Source organism: Chryseobacterium sp. AC405b, assembly GCF_979258685.1.
Genome location: NZ_OZ409877.1, coordinates 1,967,232 through 1,982,810 on the forward strand (window position 1 = coordinate 1,967,232; position 15,579 = coordinate 1,982,810).

Sequence of the window (15,579 nt, forward strand, 5' to 3'; positions counted from 1 at the left end):
TCTTTATTAAATCCCATTTTTATGTATTCAATTTCTCTTTGATTAGGCTTCCTTTTTTTAGCTCACCCCAGATATTTATTGCATCTTCTGATGTATTTACACCCAATTCATAATTTTCCCGTCCCCATTTATATAATGCAATACCACTATTTGTACTGAAAACACCTGGCTTTATTTGTATTCCGTCCATTTCATGACCTTTTATTGAACTGAAAAAATCTAATTTTCCACCCTCTCTACTTTCTTCAATAATCAATTTTTTCAAAAGACCTTTATCAACTATTTTTAGTGTACTTGGATTTCCGGCATAAAGTTTTTTTTCGGTTATAAAGTTTTTAATAGTTGTTGCAATTTCGCCATTGCTTATTACCTTGAATTTTTTATTGTTGAAAAATAAAAAATTACCATCCAATTTTGCGTTTTTATCATAGTTCTCTTTAATGATTTCTTTTGCACGGTTTTCTGTAATATCACCTTTAAGATCGCAAGGAAATGTTTCACTTGATCCGGTTGAAGGATTTATTACAAAAAATACTTTTTCAGGTTTGTCAACAATCATAATCATATTGATCGGAGAATTATCTTTTATTACTAAAAAGAAATCTGAAGGAAGTTTTGTGGCAAAAGTTTCAATTTCATCTAAAGTTGCATTTTCATTGACAAATACTGAAGAGTTTTTATTGTTAATGTTGTTAGCTATCGTATAATAATTTGTATTTAACTGATAGTCTTTTGTTTTTTCTTCCGAAACTGTAATTGAATTAAAAACCGGATTTCCATTTTTATCAGTTTGACAAAATATATCAATTGAAAGTAGCAAGATTAAGATTGTTAATAGTTTATTCATTTTTTATTTGATTGATTACTGACCGCTAAAATCTGAATATTTATTTAAATTTTCAGCTTTTCATCAATAAATTTTATTTAAAAATCCTTTTAATCACATTTCCAATCTCCACAAAATCATCATGGTTTCCTACAGAACGCTTTTCAGTATGATCGTGTTTGTATTCTGAATAAGGAAAAATGAGAAGATAATTATTGTCATGAAGTCTGCTGTTTAAAAGTTCAGGAATCATTCGCATCCTCGGAATATAAGACTGCATTCCTCTTTTTGCCATAAAAATAATCAAACCTTCATCTTCTTTTATTTTTGCAGCAGTTTCTTCGGCATCTTTCCAAGTGCTCATGATGATAAACTCAGCTTCAATGTTGGCTTTTTTGATGATTTTCTGTAAAATGTTGACAATGTTTTCGGGAGCGTAAAAAATAATCGTGGCACCGGAATTTCTGGCTACGTTCCAGACTCTAACCAAAGCGTGAAAAAATCCGGCTTCCTTATGAGCATTTTCAGGAATCATTACAGCATATTTCTTAATCGTAGAAAGTGGCTGTGCAGCATGATAAACAAAAATATTCACATCATCATTCTGCAAATATCCGTTGTACAGATTATGTGCAAATGAGGCTGAAAAACCTTTCTGATCTTCCAAACCGATGATCAAATCTGTGATATTCTGTTCTTTAATAACGTTGTTGACTCCGTTGATAACATCGTTGTCGTATCTTTTGAGTGCCTGCAATTTTACATCTGCCGAAGCTGCAATATCAGTTGCCTGATGAAGGAGTTTTTCAGCATTTTTTACAGAGGATTCATTTTTGTCTTCATTAATAACATTTAACGCAAAAAAATCTTCAGTGTTGGAATGCGCTTTAATTAAAATTCCAAGATTGACCATTCGTTCAACTGTCTTTTCATAATTTAAAGCCAAAAGAATATTTTCTTCATCATGATTATTACCGGTTACGGTATCTTCATTTTCACGTGCAGCAATTTTCTGACCACTCGCCATGGAAATAAATGATGAAATCGTACATGAGATTAAAATCAGCAAAATACTTCCGTTCAGAACATGCTCGTTGAGTAATCTGATGGGTTCCCCGGTTTCGCTTTCAGAGATGATAATGTTGTAACCCACCATTACGGTTGCTAAAGTTGCTGCAGCTGATGCAGAACTTAATCCGAATACCAGAATACCTTCGTCTTTTGTAAAACGAAAGGTTTTTTGACTGATTATGGCAGAAATGTATTTACCGCCAATAGATGCTATAAGCATGATACCTGCAACTTTCAAGGTTTCGAAGCTGTTGAAAAAAACTTTAAAATCAATCAACATTCCTACGCTGATCAGGAAAAACGGGATGAAAATTGCGTTTCCAACAAATTCTACACGATTCATTAACGATGAGGTGTGAGGAATCAGTCTGTTTAAAGCTAAACCCGCAAAGAAAGCTCCGATAATGGCTTCTACACCTGCCAATTCAGCTAAAAGTGCTGCAAGATAAATCATTACCAGTACAAAAATATACTGCGAAATTTTATCATCTACTTTCTTGAAAAACCATCTTCCGATCAAAGGGAAAACCATCAGTACAATTAATCCGAAAATCAAAAATGAGCCGGTAAGTTTTAACCAAAATGCTGTACCAACATCGCCTTGTACCATACCTACAACTACTGCCAAAACCAATAGTGTAGCAACGTCAGTAATCATTGTTCCGCCAACGGTTATATTGACGGCGCGGTTTTTTGCAATTCCGAGTTTGCTGATAAGCGGGTAAGTGATGAGTGTCTGGGATGAAAATAAACTGGCAAAAAGTACAGATGTCATTACTGAAAAATCCAACAAATAGTAAGAGCCGATATATCCTAAAATAAAAGGAAAAATAAAAGCGTAACCTCCATATCCTAAGCTTTTCCACTTATTTTTTTTAAAATCTCCCATGTCAATTTCCAGACCTGCAAGAAACATGATATAGAGCAGTCCGGTTGTACCTGTAACCACAATGCTGCTGTCTCTTGCCAACACATTAAACCCGTTCGGACCTATAATAGCTCCTGCAATGATGAGCCCGAGAAGATGTGGAACTTTAATTTTGTTTAATAAAAGAGGTGCTGCAAGAATAATAATCAGAACCAACAAAAATTTCAGTACAGGATCTTCAAAGGGAAGAGTGAGGCTGTGAATGCTTAACATCATAAGTATTTATTTTGAAGGTCGTGTCAATTCTACAGAAAATTTGGCGGTACATTTGTTATCTACCGTGATGCTTCTGGTTCCTTTCATTATATTTGGTGAAATTTCGTTAAGGATAACGCTCATTTCTACATTTTTACTTGCTGTAGAATCAGTTTTATAATGCAGTCTTACTTCGTTATTTTCGTAAGAACCGGAATATAATCGTACCAGTTTATTGTTATTCACAATCTTAGCAACCATTTGAATAGAATCACTGTCAAATTCCCAGGTATCAATTCTTTGGTCGCCAATGACATAATCGTTGCAGGATGATTCTGTACAGATTACTTTACCCGTCCAATTGCCAAAAACTTCTGCAGGCCACTTTTTAATAATTTCAGTTGTATCTTTTTTATTGAAAATACTGTCTCTCATTTTGATAAGAGACTGGTATTCTGATTCTTTTGTGGCGAAGAGTTTTTCTTTTTCTAGTAGACTGTTTTCACGCTCGGTGAGTTCCTGATTTTTTTCTTTGTTGTTGCAGCTTTGAAAAATGATAAACAGGAGCAGGAGCAATAAGGAGTATTTTTTTGTCATAATGCACGAATTATGATAAAATATAGGCAAAAATTATGACAAAGTAAAATGGCTAAGACATTTTAAGAAGAAAATCTTAATGATTAAGAAGGGGTCTATCAGGTAAAATTACTTTTTAACTCTCTTTCTTTTAAAGAGTTCAGGATTGTAATTGATGATGAAAACGCCGAAAATAATTAAAATTGCTGCCATTATAAATTTAAATGAAATTTTCTCATCTAAAATCAGCCAGCTTAAGAAGATTGAAATAATGGTGTTGATGTACGCTAAAATAGAAACCTGCACAGGTGAAACCCTGGTTAAAGCATAATGAAAAGCAAAAAAAGCAGCTACAGAACCGAATACTGCCAAATATAGGGTTGCAGCAATACTTACTAAACTCCAGTTTTCAAAATTATAGTTTTCTGAGAAAAGAAATGCAAAACAAATTTGAACAATTCCGGCAAAAGCAAACTGGTAAAAGAGATTTAAAGTAATATTTTTACTCTGAAGGTTGAGTTTTTTAGTGAAAATTGTTCCTGAAGCCCACCCCAAAATTGCCAGAAAAAGATAGATGACTCCCATAAGATAATCAGGATTTCCCAAATCATTAAGACCATCCCAAAATATAAATAGGATACCGCTGAAACATAAGATAATTCCGATGAGTGCCCGAAAGCTAAACTTCTGTAAACCAATCGCTACACTTCCTAAAAATACTACGATGGGCGAACAGGCACTCATCAGTGAAGCCAAACTGCTTGTAACAGATTCTTCTGCAACCGTCGTCATCCCATTGGCGATGATCAGCATAAGTGTTGAAAATATCAGTTGATAGCCCAAATCTTTCCAGCCAATCCATTTGAGTTCATTTCTAAAAATGAGGATGATGAACATGATAATGGCTGCTAAAAGTTGACGGATTCCTGCCACAAACCAAGCCGGAATAGTTTCTACGGCTACACGAATTGATAAAAAAGTAGTTCCCCAGACAATAGCAACAGTAAGAATAGCGAAAGTAAGCTTGTAATTTTTCAAAGTAATAACTGAAATCGAGCTGCAAAGGTATTTATTTTAGACCGAAAAAAGGAGTCAATTTTGAAATAAGTCGATGAGCAATGGTCTGTAACTTTTATTTCAGCAATTGTGAAAATTCGAAATTGACAATTGACATACGAAGCAACATTACCTTTAACCATTCAGCTCTGTTAAAATTCTTATCTTTGAAAAATCTAATAAAATTGAAGATATGGTAGGAATTATCATGGGAAGTCAGAGCGACTTACCAATCATGGAACTGGCAGCAGATTTTTTAAAAAGCTTAGACATTCCTTACGAATTGACCGTGGTTTCTGCACACAGAACTCCGGAAAGAATGTTTGATTATGCCAAACATGCCAAAAAAAGAGGTTTGAAAGTTATTATTGCAGGAGCGGGCGGAGCAGCCCATCTTCCAGGAATGGTGGCAAGCTGTACAACTTTACCAGTAATCGGAGTTCCTATTTTATCGAGTAATTCTATTGACGGTTGGGATTCTGTTCTATCCATACTTCAAATGCCCGGTGGAATTCCTGTGGCAACTGTTGCATTAAACGGAGCTTTGAATGCCGGAATTTTAGCTGCGAAAATATTAGGAACCGGAGATGAAAATACAGCAGAAAAACTTCAGATTTATCAGGATACTTTGAAAGATAAAGTGCTGGGAACGGTAGATGATATCAAAGCGAAGCATCCTAATTTGTATGATTTGTAGTAATTCAGATTGAAGATAAAATAAATGCCTTGCGATTTTGCAAAGCATTTTTGTTTATTTTTTGATGAACTTAAAGTTTTCTGTACCCTTATTCGTGATGATCTGTAAAATATAATTTCCCTGCGCAAGGTTTTGTATATTGATATAATCTTTATTCAAGGTGTCTTTCATAACGATTCTGCCTGTTACATCAGTGATGATAAAGCTTTTAGTGTCCTTATTATTTTTTAAAAAGATGACATCATCTGCAGGATTTGGATAAATAATGAGCCCCGTTTTTTTCTCAGGCTCAGAAACTTGTAAGACTGAATTGCAGGATGCGTTGTGGTTGTCTCCTGATACCTGCCAATTTTTATTGTTTATTAGATTGTTTCGTGATGCTACCGCTGCGGGATGAGCGTAAAATAGAGGTGATGCAATTCCGAGATTGATACCGTTGGGAGTTTGAGGATTGTTATTCCAGCCAAACAAAGCGTTATCGTAGTTCTGACAGTTTAAGCCGGAAGAAATAAGCATATCGACTGCAGATTCTAGTGAGCTAAGATTCCATGATCCTATATTCTGATTAAAATTGGTCGTTACGGCAAACATCATATCCATATTCTCAACACCCGAAGTGTTCCATTTTTCTATATTTTGATTAAACGAAGTTGCACCGTGAAACATATGCTCCATCGTTGTAGCACTGGAGGTATCCCAGTCTCTCAAGGGCTGATTAAAGTCTCCTGCCATATCAAATACCGCATAAAAATCAGTCACGTTAGAAACATCCCAGTTTTCAATTGGAGCATTAAATAAATCAGCTGCGGAGAACATAGAGTTGATCGTTGTAAGATTTGAAGTGTTCCAATTATTAAAACTTGCATTTCCTACCAGTGAGGAGCATAGATAAAACATTTCTCTGGTGCTGGTAACCAAACTGAGATCCGGAGCATCCGTTGCAGTAATATCAAGATTGGTACAAAATACAAAAGCGTTATCAAAAGTCTGCCAATGTATATTTCCCCATTGTGATACATCGAGTAATTTTTCCCTGTCTGGTCCGAGATAAATCGGAGTTATTGTGTTGTCGAAGAATTTTACCTGATTAAAATTTCCATTTCCATCACTGATTTTTACCCTGTATGTAGCATTTGCAGCTGAAGGATTGAGTGGCGTTCCAAAATTAATGGTAAAATCTACGGTGGAGCTGATGTCGCTTATATTTCCATTATGTTGCGGATATCCTATTTCTTCCCAGGTCACACTAAAGTTGGTTCCTCTCCCTGGAAAATGGATCACCTGAGAGATGCCCGGTTTCCAGATGGTAATAAATTCATCCTGAGCTTTCGTTATTTGGAAAAATGCAGCAAATATAAATAGTATAATGATCTTTTTCATGTCAGGATTCTTTAAAAAGAAAATATAATTAAATGATTATTTTTTAATAAACTTAAAATTCTCAGCCTTGTCTTTCATTATAATTTTTAAAATATAACTACCGGGAACTAATTGCTGAACATTAATCATTTCTTGATCCAGTTTATTTTTACTGATGATTCTTCCGCTAAAATCTATAATCTGGTATTCTTTTGCTTCTTTCGGAAGATTTTTAACGTAAATAAAATCTGTTGCAGGATTTGGATAGATAGAAATTTCGTTTTTGATTGTGTTTTCTGAAGTAGAAAGTACAGATTGGCATTCTCCGTCATAGGTATCGCCCGTTATTGTCCAGCCTTTGGATGTTATTAAAAAATTTCTCGCAGTCACTGCTGCCGGATGAGAATATTTAAGAGGTGAGGCACTGGAAATGCTTATGTTTTGTGGAGTTAAAGGATTATTTGACCATCCTAAAAGTGTGCTGTCATAATTTTGACAATTGACTCCGGAATTTAGAAACAGATTACTGGCAGATGTAAGAGAAGAAAGATTCCAGCTATCTAGATTTTGATTAAAGTTTGTTGCTCCATTGAACATATTACTCATATTCATTACCTGGCCTGTATTCCAATTCTTGATAGATTGGTTAAATAACGTTGCGTTTTGAAACATACTGTTTAAGTGGGTAGCATTTCCGGTATTCCAATCCTTAATATCCTGATTAAAGGATATTGCATTCTGAAACATAGTGTTGAAATGGATAACATTTGCGGTATTCCAATCTTTAATATCTTGGTTAAACGCCGTTGCATTTTGAAACATTCCATTCATATAAATTCCGCTCGAAGTGTCCCAATTTCCTATAGGCTGGTTAAAGCTGGTTGCATTTAAGAAAGTTCTTTGAAAATCTGTGACATTTGCAGTATTCCAATTTCCTATAGGCTTATTAAATGAAATAGCCCCCGAAAACATTAGTTCGATCTCAATTGCACTAGACGTATCCCAATTTTCTAAAGGTTGGTTAAACGCGCTTGCACTTAAAAACATTGCATTAAAAGCTTGGACATTTCCAGTATCCCAATTATTAATATTTTGGTTAAATGATGTAGAGAGTGCAAATGTCAAGATCATTCTTGTCACATTAGAAGTATCCCAATTGCCAAGAGGCTGGTTGAATAACGGGGAGTTTGAAAATGCAGCCTGTAAGTCTGTGACGTTTGAGGTATCCCAATTGTTAAAACTGCTATTACCGACAAGAGAAGCACAAGAAAAAAATATGCTTTCGAAACTTGTAACATTGGTTAAATTGGGTATATCTGTTGCAGTCATATCCAAATTTGGGCAGGATGCGTAAGCAAAATCCATATTGGCCCAGATAATATTTCCCCAATTTTCAATTTTTAAGATTTTACTTGCATCTCCAAAAAAAATAGGAATGACAGGGTCATAATATTTCACTCGTTGAAAAGTACCATTTCCGTTGCTTACCTTAACCCGGTACGTCGCATTTGCAGCCACGGGATTTTGTGGAGTACCAAAATCAATTAGAAAATTCAGAGTAGAAGTGACATTTGATAAACTGCCATTATGAGAAGGATATCCTATTTCTTCCCAATAAACACTAAAATTATCACCTCTTCCCGGAAACCAAATCTGTGTAGAGGTAGAAGCAATTCCGCCTGCTATATTCTGTGTAGAAACATTGCCAGGTTTCCAAACCGTAATAAACTCATTCTGTGCTTTTATAATCTGGAAGAAAAGAATACAAATAGTAATCAGTAATAATTTTTTCATAGTAATGAAATTTGGTATGAGAAGATACAAATAAAATGATCGTTTATTTTTATCAATTTTTATTTCTTAAAATCGATATTTACAGATATCCTTAATAATAACAAATTATTTTTGTGTTTTTAATAATCTGTTAAACAGCAAATATAGTAAATTTTTAGACATGTCAATATTTTGTGAAATAGAGATTTAACAAACAAAAAAATACTCACCAATATTAGTGAGTATTGAACGATTTATTTTTTATGATTTAATCTTCCATCATATTATCACGGGTATTTTTCTGGACGGCAATTGCACCAAACAGAGCCAGCAAAAATGCAAAAGCATAAAAACCTTTCTCACTTGGAAGTATAGTGGCATTCCAAAGTCCGATGGTTAACAAAATGATGGATGATAGCGTTGCAAACCAACAAATACCATAATAAATATCGGTGACTTTGATGTTTTCCATTCTGTCTCGTACTGCTTTCTGTAAAGATACCACAGCAAATAATCCGTAAAGCAGAATGGTAAAATAATATCCTTTCTCGTTTAATTGCATTTCTGCTCTTACCAAACCTACGATGTAACCGATCATTCCTGCTCCTAAAGCAACCCATGATGCTGCTACAAACGCATTCGACACTCCTTGTTTTTTCATAATTATGTTTTTAATATGTATAATTGTTCAAATATATTATTTTTTAACCAAAACTTTTACCTGATCACGTTTTTTTGTTTCTGTCCTTTTAAAATTTGACGAAATTTCAATTAATGTGTTTCCTTATAGCCACGATAAAAGCGACATCCTTTTTTGCGGTTTCCGGAGCGAAGCGGAGGAAACCGTAAAAAAGATATAGCGGATAGCGTGATTAAGCTCCCGATAAAATAGATAATAAAAAAACGCTCCAGAAAAATTCTGAAGCGTTCTATTTTTGCTAATTGCTAATTGCTAATTGCTAATTGCTAATTAGTATCTGTAATATTCTGGCTTATAAGGTCCTTTCACATCTACACCGATATAATCAGCTTGTTCAGTGGTAAGGGTTTCAAGCTCTACGCTTAATTTTTTAAGGTGTAAAGCAGCTACTTTTTCATCTAAATGTTTTGGTAACATATACACTTCATTTCCGTAAGCTTCAGAGTTTGTCCAAAGTTCGATCTGAGCCAAAGTCTGGTTAGAGAAAGAGTTAGACATTACAAAACTTGGGTGACCTGTTGCACAACCAAGGTTTACCAATCTCCCTTCTGCAAGGATGATCACTTCTTTACCTTCTTCCAAAGTATAAATGTCAACCTGAGGTTTCACTTCAGATTTTGTGTGACCGTAGTTTTCGTTTAACCATGCCATATCGATTTCATTATCAAAGTGACCGATGTTACAAACGATTGCTTTATCCTTTAATTTTAAGAAATGTTCTTTTCTTACGATATTAAAGTTACCAGTGGTCGTAATTACGATATCTGCATTATCTACTACAGTATCTAATCTTTTTACTTCAAAACCGTCCATTGCAGCCTGTAAAGCACAGATAGGATCGATTTCAGTTACCGTAACGATAGAACCGGCTCCTCTGAAAGAAGCAGCAGTACCTTTACCAACGTCTCCGTAACCGCAAACTACCACTCTTTTACCAGCCAACATAATATCAGTTGCTCTTCTTACCGCATCTACTGCAGATTCTTTACATCCGTATTTGTTGTCAAACTTAGATTTAGTAACCGAATCATTTACATTGATTGCAGGCATCACCAAAGTTCCGTTTTTCATTCTTTCGTACAATCTGTGAACTCCAGTTGTAGTTTCTTCAGAAAGGCCTTTAATTCCTGCTGTAAATTCAGGATATTTATCAAAAACCATGTTTGTTAAATCTCCGCCATCATCCAAAATCATGTTCAATGGTTTTCTGTCTTCTCCAAAGAACAATGTTTGCTCAATACACCAGTCAAAAGATTCTTCATCAAGACCTTTCCAAGCATAAACCTGGATTCCTGCAGCAGCAATAGCAGCAGCAGCATGATCCTGCGTAGAGAAAATGTTACAAGAAGACCAGGTAACTTCAGCTCCAAGAGCTACTAAAGTTTCGATCAAAACGGCAGTTTGAATGGTCATGTGAAGACATCCTGCGATTCTTGCACCTTTCAAAGGTTGAGAAGGTCCGTATTCTTCACGGATAGACATCAAACCGGGCATTTCTGCCTCAGCAAGCGTAATTTCTTTTCTTCCCCATTCTGCCAGAGAAATATCCTTAACTTTATAAGGAACGTATTGTGTTGTGGTTTCCATTAATCTGAATTTATTTGTAATATTTTTAATTTAATAATGCCCTTTTAGAGAATGTACATAAATTATTTCCTTTTCATTGTCTACCTGATAAACAATTCTGTGTTCTCTATTTATTCTTCTTGACCAATATCCTGAAAGATTGTGTTTTAGTGCTTCAGGCTTACCAATTACTTCAAACGGTGTTTGGCAAATGTTTCTCAATAATTCTTTAATTTTATTTTGAATTTTCGTATTACCAGAATTTTTCCAATAAACTAAATCTTTTTCCGCAGAATCAACAAGAATTATTTCCATAGATTATCTAAATCCAGTTTTCTTGTTTTTCCGTTTTCAATATCTTCTTCTCCTTTTTTTATTTTCTCAACAAATGTTTGATTGTAAGAACTTTGTGATTCTGAAACAACATCTTTCTCACCACTTAAAAAAAAATTAATGTGCATTTTTTCGAAAAGATTCTTTAAGAAAGATTCCTCTTCCTTATCTTTTGGTATAATTGTTATCGCTTCCATTCGAAATATTTTTTGCAAATTTACAAACTAATCTTCTGCTGACCAAATATGCCTCTTTACCGCGATTTTTCTGACCACAATGCTACAATTCTTGTATGGAAGTACGACGAGGAGGAAGACAATCTGCCTATTGATGAGCTTTTGGAACCTGAAAATGCTGAAAAAGTAAAAGATTATCATCCGAAAAAGCTACTGGAAGTTTTGATGGTGCGCAAACTTTTGAAAAGTTTAAAACCAGATTCTAAAATTTTATACAAAGAAAGAGAACCTTTTCTTTCACCGAAAGATGCAGAAATATCAATTACGCATTCTTTTCCGTTTGCAGCGATTGCCATATCAAAAAATAAAATAGGAATTGATATTGAGAAATTCAATCCTAAAATTTTAAGGGTTATCGACAAATTTACCTACGAAAATGAAAGAGGATTTATTCCTTTTGACAATGAAGTGACTTTTTACACGATTATCTGGAGCGTGAAAGAAAGTATGTACAAAATTCACCATTCCAAACATTGGTCTCTGAAGAAACATTATGAGGTAAAACCATTTGAATTAAAGCATCTTTTCGATATCAGCTGCAGAGTGCATGATGAAAATATTTCAGATGAATTTAAAGCCAGAGTGAAATTCTTTGATGATTACTGCTTTACGATTGTGGAAGAGTAGTAGTTTCTGCTCTGTATGTTTCAATCACTTTTCTTTGTTCTTTAGCAACATCATAAATCAGTTCCAGAACATCGTGGATGTTTTTAAGCTCGGTTAAATGCGAAATTTTATTAGGATCTCTGCGATCGAATATTTCATTTTCCAGCAATTCAGATTTTCTTTGAATCAATAAATTTTCTATCGAAGAATCTTCAGGCTCTAAACGACTGTCCATTCTTAAAGTTTCGGGAATTTTTTGATCATTAAGCAATACAGAAACCTGATTCATTTCGGCTTCTATTTTTTTTGTCCAGCTTTCAGAATCTATTTCAGGATACGTTTTATTATTTTTTGAATATTGTGAAAGTGATGCGGTGTAAGCTGTAATCAGATGGGAAGTTGTTACAAACTGATGTACCACTTCCAGTTTTTTCTGCTGATTTTTTGGATCAGAAATCATTCTCTGAAAATTATCCGAAAGGTTGGCTAATGAAATGATGGCATTTTTTCGTTTTACTTTATAATCTTGTAGATCAAAATCTTCATTAAGAAATTTGGACATTACACTGTGAAAATACGTAAGATTAGATTCTGCAGATTTTTTCATTAAATCTAAATTTTGTGTATGTTCCCAAACCGGAAGCACCATATAAGAAACCAAAAATGCAATGATTCCTGCAATGACGGTATCTACAATTCTGTCTTTAAAAATAACGTTGATATTACCGGGATTTAGGAAATTAAAGCTCATAAAAATATACATCGTCATAAAAAGAACTGCCCAAAAATATCTGCCTTTCAGCAAACTGAAACATAAAATCATGCTGAGTAACAGAATTGAAAACAGTATTGCATTAATATGAACGTAGTATAGGATGGCATAAGCTATCACGGCTCCTACTACGGTTCCATAGAAACGAAGAAGATTCCTTTGTTTGGTAATGGAGTAGGCGGGTTTTAAAATGGCGACAATGGTAATTAAAATCCAGTAGGTATGACCAATGACCAGAAATGGGAGCTGGGAAACCAAATATCCTAAGAGCAAAGCCGTCGTAATCCTGATCGCATGACGGAAATGTGATGAGGTGAGCGATATATTGCTTTTTAAAACTTTAAAATTTATTTTCTCTTCATTAGGCAAAAACTTTTTTAAATCTAAACCTGTGGAAAGACTTTTTGCCAATTTTACATTTTGGGCAAAAACCTTATAAATATCGCTGATTTCTTTTGTGATTTCGTTGATGCGCATCATGATTTGTCTCAAAATCATAAAGTTTTCCAGCGTATCAGGATTCATCGCTTTATTTCTAAGTTCAAAATAATGAATGTTGAGATCTTGCGAACGAGCTTCGAGATTAAAAATAGGTTTTGCACGGGTACTGCTTTGCAAAGAAATTCCGATGTTGGAAATTTCTTCTGAAAGTATATTTAAATAATCATGAATCTGAACAAGAATTGTGGAATCTTCAAAACTCTGCTGCAATTTTTTATAATCACTTTCTGAGGTCATGAGTTTTTCGTGCAAATCCAGCGAATTTAAAAACATCAGCATCAGCAGTCTGCTTATTGTGGTGGATTCGTTGACGATTGTTCTTGTTTTGAAAACCGTTTCCCGGGTTTCTTCCTGCAAATTTTTGATCTCAATCTGTTTGGCGATGATTTGTGTGTTTAAACGGTCAAAATCAGGATTTTTCTGATAAAAATTAGCTTTAATCTTTAGGAATTCTGCCAGTTGCAAATAATTTTCACCAATCATCTGACTGGCGAGTTTATAAGGCTGAATGGTTGTTACGACTAAGAAAATTAATAAAAACCAAATACAGCCTGCGGTAAAAATAATCAGGCTTTTGAGAATGTTGACTCCCGTTAAATGTCCGTCAATAAAGATTGCTAATACAACTAATGCCAATGATCCGACGGCGGCAAGTCTTTGTCCGTACACGCCAATCAACGAAAAAAACATTCCGAAAGCGATAATTTCTAAGATAACCAATGGAATTATCCCTTTCACCAGACTTGCTATTGAAGCAACAATAACAAAACAGAAAATTGCAAACGTTAATGAATTTCTTCTTCTGATAAATGGTCCCGGCTGATCTGTTAGTGCTACAAAGCTGGTTCCCAAGGGAAAAAGGAAGTATTCTTTGAGCAAACCGAAATAGGAGAGAATCAGACACGGGATAACCGTTGCCAACGTAATTCTTATGGAAGAATATACATATTGGCTGGTAACGATTTTTTTTAGCTCCGAAGAATAATTCATTTTACAAAAATAAGAGTTAAAACTGAATTGTCGGTTTTACTTCGTAATTGAATTGTGAATTTTATTTAATAAATATCAAAGTTGGAAAAAAAGAGTAAATAATTTTAACTAATCTTTCATACATAACAAAAGCCCCATAAAATATGGGACTTTTATTGATAGCAAGTCATAATTTAAGTGAATTTAATTCGATTAATATTCACTATTGACTTTATATTTTAATAATCTACGTTAGAAGTTTCTTCACCAATGTTCCAGGTAAGACCGAAACGAAGAGTGTTATCCAAAGCAGTATTAATTTTAGACATATTGATAAGATAAGAAATATCCAATCCGAAAGAACGGTATTTTAAACCAATACCTGCAGTTGCAAATTGTCTTGCACCCTGTACTTCACTTTCGTGGAAGTAACCACCTCTTACTGCAAATGCATTGTCATAAGAATATTCTAAAGCACCACTGTACATTATCGATTCAGGATTTTTGAATGACTTTGAAATTCCTTCCATTACACCTACATTCGGAACTGCATAGATAGGCTGTCTTGTATTAGGGTCATTCCCTACAAATTCAGATCCCGGTACCAAAATTTTAGAACCTTCTACGCTCAGTCCGATTCTGTTTACATCATCCAGGTACATATCATAGCCAACCCCTAATCTAGCCATTGTAGGAAGATAAGATCTTGATTCTTCATTACCTGTATAGTCTAATTTTGGACCTAAGTTTGTAATTGCAAAACCTGCATTCAATTTTCCGTCATATCCTCCAAAGCTAGAGAATTTCGGAGATGTATAATATCCTGAAACGTCTACAGCAAAACTATTTGCCGGTTTAAGAGTAGTATCAGTGTTGAATCCTCCGGCCAAATCTGAACGAATAAACCTACCTGTAACTGCCATTGAATAAGAATCGGAAAGTTTAAGACCGTATGCTACGTCAATTGAGAATTCGTTTGGTTTTGAAGTACCCAAAGATGTTACGTCATTTCCTACCAAGGTAGTAAGATCAACTTCACCCATGTTAAAATAATAGATACTTGCAGAAATCGTAGATCTCTCTTCCTGACCTAAAAATTTATGGAAAGCTCCGTATAGTAAAAATACATCATTAGTAAGTTTTCCCATATATGGTGTGTAGTTAATACCCACAGAAGAACTTCTTCTGCTAAAAGGATATTTGGCTGCATTCCAAAATTGAGAGAAAGCATCCGGGGAAGTAACGACCCCCTGATCTCCCATACCTCCGGACTTTGCATCTGGTGCAATTCTCAAGAATGGAGCTCCGGTTAAAACAGGTCTTACCTGACTCAAATCTTGTGCATAGCCTAAAAACCCAGCACTCAAACCAATCCCCACAAGCAGTTTAGTAGTTAAATTCATATGTTGTCTTTT

General features: G+C 34.6%; 14 protein-coding genes. 2 read left to right on the forward strand and 12 right to left on the reverse strand.

The features are described from left to right. Positions 1 to 19 precede the first annotated feature (19 nt). The 4 genes from ACZZZA_RS09530 to ACZZZA_RS09545 form a co-directional block, all read right to left on the reverse strand. A complete protein-coding gene (locus ACZZZA_RS09530) occupies positions 20 to 847 on the reverse strand; it encodes a hypothetical protein (RefSeq protein ID WP_463431287.1) in 828 nt (275 codons plus the stop codon). 73 nt (positions 848 to 920) lie between these two features. Further along, on the reverse strand, positions 921 to 3,041 hold the full coding sequence (locus tag ACZZZA_RS09535) for a cation:proton antiporter (RefSeq protein WP_463431289.1): 2,121 nt from the start codon (positions 3,039 to 3,041) through the stop codon (positions 921 to 923). A 6-nt stretch (positions 3,042 to 3,047) separates the two neighbouring features. After that, a complete protein-coding gene (locus tag ACZZZA_RS09540) occupies positions 3,048 to 3,617 on the reverse strand; it encodes a hypothetical protein (protein ID WP_463431291.1) in 570 nt (189 codons plus the stop codon). Between the two features lie 108 nt (positions 3,618 to 3,725). After that, on the reverse strand, positions 3,726 to 4,634 hold the full coding sequence (locus ACZZZA_RS09545) for a DMT family transporter (RefSeq protein WP_463431293.1): 909 nt from the start codon (positions 4,632 to 4,634) through the stop codon (positions 3,726 to 3,728). A gap of 211 nt (positions 4,635 to 4,845) precedes the next feature. Between ACZZZA_RS09545 and purE the strand changes: the two genes are divergently transcribed. After that, positions 4,846 to 5,349 (forward strand): 5-(carboxyamino)imidazole ribonucleotide mutase, encoded by a 504-nt coding sequence (purE, locus tag ACZZZA_RS09550; protein WP_463431295.1) that lies wholly within the window; start codon positions 4,846 to 4,848, stop codon positions 5,347 to 5,349. A 54-nt stretch (positions 5,350 to 5,403) separates the two neighbouring features. Here purE and ACZZZA_RS09555 read toward each other — a convergent pair whose 3' ends face one another. The 6 genes from ACZZZA_RS09555 to ACZZZA_RS09580 all read right to left on the reverse strand — a co-directional run bounded on the left by ACZZZA_RS09555 (position 5,404) and on the right by ACZZZA_RS09580 (position 11,277). After that, positions 5,404 to 6,729: a BspA family leucine-rich repeat surface protein gene (locus tag ACZZZA_RS09555; protein WP_463431297.1), complete on the reverse strand. Its 1,326-nt coding sequence runs from the start codon at positions 6,727 to 6,729 to the stop codon at positions 5,404 to 5,406. A gap of 36 nt (positions 6,730 to 6,765) precedes the next feature. Next, positions 6,766 to 8,502 (reverse strand): BspA family leucine-rich repeat surface protein, encoded by a 1,737-nt coding sequence (locus ACZZZA_RS09560; protein WP_463431299.1) that lies wholly within the window; start codon positions 8,500 to 8,502, stop codon positions 6,766 to 6,768. A gap of 247 nt (positions 8,503 to 8,749) precedes the next feature. Further along, the gene (gene yiaA, locus ACZZZA_RS09565) at positions 8,750 to 9,142 is read right to left on the reverse strand and encodes an inner membrane protein YiaA (protein ID WP_463431301.1); all 393 of its coding nucleotides are present in this window, start codon (positions 9,140 to 9,142) and stop codon (positions 8,750 to 8,752) included. A gap of 309 nt (positions 9,143 to 9,451) precedes the next feature. Beyond that, positions 9,452 to 10,768, reverse strand: coding sequence for an adenosylhomocysteinase (gene ahcY, locus ACZZZA_RS09570; protein ID WP_463431303.1), 1,317 nt, complete (start codon positions 10,766 to 10,768; stop codon positions 9,452 to 9,454). 30 nt (positions 10,769 to 10,798) lie between these two features. Further along, positions 10,799 to 11,062: a Txe/YoeB family addiction module toxin gene (locus ACZZZA_RS09575; protein WP_463431305.1), complete on the reverse strand. Its 264-nt coding sequence runs from the start codon at positions 11,060 to 11,062 to the stop codon at positions 10,799 to 10,801. Then, the gene (locus ACZZZA_RS09580) at positions 11,053 to 11,277 is read right to left on the reverse strand and encodes a DUF2683 family protein (RefSeq protein ID WP_463431307.1); all 225 of its coding nucleotides are present in this window, start codon (positions 11,275 to 11,277) and stop codon (positions 11,053 to 11,055) included. Before ACZZZA_RS09580 ends, ACZZZA_RS09575 begins: the two co-directional genes overlap by 10 nt. A 48-nt stretch (positions 11,278 to 11,325) precedes the next feature. Between ACZZZA_RS09580 and ACZZZA_RS09585 the strand changes: the two genes are divergently transcribed. Further along, the gene (locus ACZZZA_RS09585; protein ID WP_463431309.1) at positions 11,326 to 11,943 is read left to right on the forward strand and encodes a 4'-phosphopantetheinyl transferase family protein; all 618 of its coding nucleotides are present in this window, start codon (positions 11,326 to 11,328) and stop codon (positions 11,941 to 11,943) included. Here the strand turns inward: ACZZZA_RS09585 and ACZZZA_RS09590 are convergent. Together ACZZZA_RS09590 and porV are read right to left on the reverse strand one after the other, a co-directional pair. After that, positions 11,924 to 14,185 (reverse strand): FUSC family protein, encoded by a 2,262-nt coding sequence (locus ACZZZA_RS09590; protein ID WP_463431311.1) that lies wholly within the window; start codon positions 14,183 to 14,185, stop codon positions 11,924 to 11,926. The two genes, ACZZZA_RS09585 and ACZZZA_RS09590, sit on opposite strands and share 20 nt — an antisense overlap. A gap of 218 nt (positions 14,186 to 14,403) precedes the next feature. Beyond that, a complete protein-coding gene (porV, locus tag ACZZZA_RS09595) occupies positions 14,404 to 15,567 on the reverse strand; it encodes a type IX secretion system outer membrane channel protein PorV (RefSeq protein WP_463431313.1) in 1,164 nt (387 codons plus the stop codon). Positions 15,568 to 15,579 lie beyond the last annotated feature (12 nt).

Coding starts and splice junctions, on each gene's coding strand:
- porV (WP_463431313.1), bottom strand. CDS start 15,567: ATGAATTTAACTACTAAACTGCTTGTGGGGATTGGTTTGAGTGCTGGG.
- ACZZZA_RS09540 (WP_463431291.1), bottom strand. CDS start 3,617: ATGACAAAAAAATACTCCTTATTGCTCCTGCTCCTGTTTATCATTTTT.
- ACZZZA_RS09530 (WP_463431287.1), bottom strand. CDS start 847: ATGAATAAACTATTAACAATCTTAATCTTGCTACTTTCAATTGATATA.
- ACZZZA_RS09580 (WP_463431307.1), bottom strand. CDS start 11,277: ATGGAAGCGATAACAATTATACCAAAAGATAAGGAAGAGGAATCTTTC.
- ACZZZA_RS09560 (WP_463431299.1), bottom strand. CDS start 8,502: ATGAAAAAATTATTACTGATTACTATTTGTATTCTTTTCTTCCAGATT.
- ACZZZA_RS09575 (WP_463431305.1), bottom strand. CDS start 11,062: ATGGAAATAATTCTTGTTGATTCTGCGGAAAAAGATTTAGTTTATTGG.
- ACZZZA_RS09535 (WP_463431289.1), bottom strand. CDS start 3,041: ATGATGTTAAGCATTCACAGCCTCACTCTTCCCTTTGAAGATCCTGTA.
- purE (WP_463431295.1), top strand. CDS start 4,846: ATGGTAGGAATTATCATGGGAAGTCAGAGCGACTTACCAATCATGGAA.
- yiaA (WP_463431301.1), bottom strand. CDS start 9,142: ATGAAAAAACAAGGAGTGTCGAATGCGTTTGTAGCAGCATCATGGGTT.
- ACZZZA_RS09590 (WP_463431311.1), bottom strand. CDS start 14,185: ATGAATTATTCTTCGGAGCTAAAAAAAATCGTTACCAGCCAATATGTA.
- ahcY (WP_463431303.1), bottom strand. CDS start 10,768: ATGGAAACCACAACACAATACGTTCCTTATAAAGTTAAGGATATTTCT.
- ACZZZA_RS09585 (WP_463431309.1), top strand. CDS start 11,326: ATGCCTCTTTACCGCGATTTTTCTGACCACAATGCTACAATTCTTGTA.
- ACZZZA_RS09555 (WP_463431297.1), bottom strand. CDS start 6,729: ATGAAAAAGATCATTATACTATTTATATTTGCTGCATTTTTCCAAATA.